Below are 3,467 nucleotides of genomic sequence, written 5' to 3'. Positions count from 1 at the left end.
CCTTGAATACGGGTAACGCTGACAACGGCGGACTCCAACGTATTAATGTTGCGGCTGGTGATACTCTGGAACGCCGTCACCAGTTGGCTGGCCAGCACGATCGCATCCACGCCCTCATGCGGGCGTGCCGCATGGGCTCCCTTACCCTTTACGCCAATCACGAAGCGATCGACGTTGGCATAAAAGGGGCCTCCTCTGGTGGCAAAGGTTCCCACCGGCAGACCGGGTTCATTGTGCATGCCAAAAATGGCGCTCACGCCATGCAGAACGCCAGCCTGTATCAACATCCTGGCACCCGTGAAGTTTTCTTCCGCAGGTTGAAACAGCAACCGTACCCGACCAGTCAGTTGCGTTTCCCGTGCTTTCAGCAGCAATGCCGCTCCCAGGATCACACTGCTGTGAACATCATGCCCGCAGGCATGCATGACGCCTTTATGTTGTGAACTAAAGGGAGCGTCTGTGGCTTCTTCAATCGGCAATGCATCAATATCGGCACGTAAGGCTATGACCTTCTCACCTTGGCCGACCTCGGCTACAACACCCGTGGTGAGAACATAAGGCAGTAAACGCAGCCCGGCGGATTCGAGCCAGTGCCGCAGCCGTGCGGTGGTGGCTATTTCCTGTCCAGAAAGTTCCGGGTTGCGATGCAGCTCGCGCCGCCAGTCAATCAATTGCTGTGCAAATGTCATCTTTTACCCTTTAGGCGGATTCATTTTCGGTGGCGTAGCTCGCAATACCTTCTGCGAGCAGGCGCAATGAAGCGATCCGCGCCGATCCTTCGGCGACCGGGGTATCAATGATGAATTCATCAATTCCAAACGTCTGTTGCAAGGCAGAAAGCTCTGCACGGACGGTTGCGGCGGTGCCTTTGATCAGTGAACGAGTACGTTGTTCAATCAGCCGGGCAGGGCTACCCGCCTGGCGGGCAAAGGCCTGGGCCTGAGCCTCACTGGCCACGGTTACACGCTGACCATTCTCAAGCTCAACCCCCCATATCTCCACCTGAGCCGCCAGCGCGGTTGCCTCAGCTTCGCTCGCGGCCACAATCACCTGCACGGCCACCAGCGTGTCGCGTTGGCTGTGGTTTCGCCAGGTAGTAAGGACTTCCCTCATCAGGGATTTATCGCCATTAAGATGAGCCGCGAAAACGAAATTCCAGTCCAGCTGTGCCGCCAATATTGCACTCTCGTTGCTGGCCCCCAGCAGGAAACGGTCTGCAATATGCGGCGGGATGGGGGTGGCTTGTAGTGCATCCTCACCTTCGTCTGCGGCGGGCAAGGAGAGCCAGTTATCTAGCTGCGCAAGCTGGTCGGCAAACGAGCCTTTCTCTTGCTGATGAAGACCTTGTTGCAGTGCCCGTGTTGCCAATGGCAACCCGCCTGGGGCCTTGCCCACGCCAAGATCGATACGGCCAGGTGCCAACGAGGCCAGCAGGTTGAAGTTTTCAGCCACCTTATAGGGGCTGTAATGCTGTAGCATCACGCCGCCTGAACCCACGCGGATATGGCGAGTCTGGCCAAGGATCCAGGCAATCACCAGTTCCGGTGAAGGGCTGGCGAGGTGGGGAGTATTGTGGTGTTCAGCAATCCAGAAGCGATGATAGCCCCAGGTTTCGGCCTGTTTTGCCAAGTACAGCGTGCGCTGCAAGGCATCAGACGCGGTTTCCGTTGCTGCAACCGGGCTTTTATCAAGCAGGCTGATTCGATAAGACATGTCATGCACTCGTTCCAATTAACATGGCTTCATTATTGGAACGCCGGGCAGGTTGGGGGAAACAATTTATTTACATTTGATTAGCTAAATAGTGGGAAAGCAGCAACAATAAACCCATCATCAGGTGACGCAGTTGTCAACTCCTAACGCCGATTTATTCAACAAAGTCGCATCTATCTTGAAAATTATCGGATATATTATAAATTTGACAATACAAAGGAGTTAAAAATGTGCAATCCATACAAAGAATGTAAAACGTATGAAACATCTAATTTTATTATGCGTCTTATTACAATAGATGATGCAGAAGGTTTGTTAAAATGTTATTCGGATGTAAAATCCAGGCATTATTTCAATTCGGATATGTGTACGGGCAATTTCAATTTTAATACGATAGAAGAAATGAAAAATTCAATAATAGGCTGGCTTGGTTGCTATGAGCGTGAGGAGTTTGTAAGATTTTCAATTGTGAATAAAGAAGAAAATCTTGCGGTAGGGACTATAGAAATGTTTGGGACGGTTGGTGCTTATAAGGTTAATACAGGGATTTTGAGGTTGGATATACTGTCACGTTATGAAAATGAAATGTATCTAAGTGAAATATTTTCCTTGTGTCTTGACGGCTTCTTTGAAGAGTTTGAGGTTGAAAAAATAATCACGAAAGCAATTCCGTTAGCTAAAGAAAGGATAGAATCGCTTGTGGGACTTGGGTTTGAAAAATATGAATTTCCAGATAGGGAGGATTACTATGCACTGTCTAAAAAGACAAGCGTTTTAAACGGCTAGTATTATAACATTTATAATTATGATGAATTTTTGCGGCTAAAGTGTATCGGTCACAAAAGTTATATAGGGTAACGATGGGCCTTTATGCTTTTCCACGGCTTGTTTTAATCCATTGATATCAAATTGCCAACCATCAAGCATCGGTACTTTTGTGATTTTCATACCCGCAATGACGGCGAAATGTTCACCGTCGCCGTAGGTCAGTTCCGGGATCACCAACTGTGAGTCCGGTGTGACATACGCTTCTATCGACGCACGTATACCTTCTGAAGAACCCGCTGTCAGTAAAATGCCAACGAAGCCCCCAATAAAGCCCCTAAAATTTTGATTGTCATAAATGTGATATATGTCATTTTTTTGGTGCCATCACAGTAAAGATCCTGCTGGCTTTGCGGTTTTTCTATAGAGTGACTTACCAGAGGCGAGGGTATTTATACCTGATAGGGTAGAGACTAATCACGTTGCGTGTGTTTAATATATTGGTACATCCCGATCTCCTGACATTAGGGGGAAAACGTGTCAACGCTATTTAGGCGGGGCAGTTTTTTGGTAAGGGGGCAAAGGATTTGCCCCCTTACATTATCGGCAGTCAATGCCTAGCACGGGAGTAGCTGCCGACAATGCGGTGGGGTTTACCGGGATTAACTTACTGACTATTGGCAATAATAGCGCGCAACAGCTTCTTCAAAATGCCCACTTCGTCTGCCGTGAAAGCGGACAGGACCTGCTCTTGCTGTTTGGCGGCAATATCTCTCAGCACGCTGGCCTGGCGTTCGCCTGCCTCGGTCAAGTGATGGCCATTCTCGGTGCTGGACACCAAACCTTTAAGGTACAACGCTTTCTGCGCCTCTTCGATCTCTCTGGTTGGCATCGCCATTTCTGCCAGCAGGCAGGCTTTATCAAGGCAGGCGTCGCTGTCTAGCACCAGCAGCATTCTGGCCTCGCTGGCTCGCAACCCGGTGGAGAGT

General features: G+C 49.6%; 4 protein-coding genes and 1 pseudogene. 1 reads left to right on the top strand and 4 read right to left on the bottom strand.

Annotation, left to right across the window (positions count from 1 at the left end; genetic code table 11):
• Both ACLQ7H_RS13220 and ACLQ7H_RS13215 read right to left on the bottom strand, forming a co-directional pair.
• On the bottom strand, window positions 1–689 hold a 689-nt coding region (locus ACLQ7H_RS13220), incomplete at its 3' end, for an amidohydrolase (protein WP_411753068.1).
• A 10-nt stretch (window positions 690–699) separates the two neighbouring features.
• Window positions 700–1,713: an LLM class flavin-dependent oxidoreductase gene (locus ACLQ7H_RS13215; protein WP_411753067.1), complete on the bottom strand. Its 1,014-nt coding sequence runs from the start codon at window positions 1,711–1,713 to the stop codon at window positions 700–702.
• A gap of 228 nt (window positions 1,714–1,941) precedes the next feature.
• Between ACLQ7H_RS13215 and ACLQ7H_RS13210 the strand changes: the two genes are divergently transcribed.
• Window positions 1,942–2,499, top strand: a complete 558-nt coding sequence (locus ACLQ7H_RS13210; protein WP_411753066.1) for a GNAT family N-acetyltransferase — start codon at window positions 1,942–1,944, stop codon at window positions 2,497–2,499.
• Between the two features lie 36 nt (window positions 2,500–2,535).
• Here the strand turns inward: ACLQ7H_RS13210 and ACLQ7H_RS13205 are convergent, their stop codons facing one another.
• Both ACLQ7H_RS13205 and ACLQ7H_RS13200 read right to left on the bottom strand, forming a co-directional pair.
• Entirely contained in the window at window positions 2,536–2,784 is a 249-nt protein-coding gene (locus ACLQ7H_RS13205) for an aminotransferase class I/II-fold pyridoxal phosphate-dependent enzyme (protein WP_411753069.1), read from the bottom strand.
• A gap of 361 nt (window positions 2,785–3,145) precedes the next feature.
• A pseudogene (locus ACLQ7H_RS13200) lies at window positions 3,146–3,467 on the bottom strand (flavin oxidoreductase); the annotation flags it as partial.

Origin of the sequence: Serratia sp. (in: enterobacteria), assembly GCF_046715635.1 — a bacterium.
In the GTDB taxonomy this organism is placed as follows: Bacteria; Pseudomonadota; Gammaproteobacteria; order Enterobacterales; family Enterobacteriaceae; genus Chania.
Note: the sequence above shows the minus strand (reverse complement) of the source record. Positions and strands in the feature narration are given on the sequence as shown.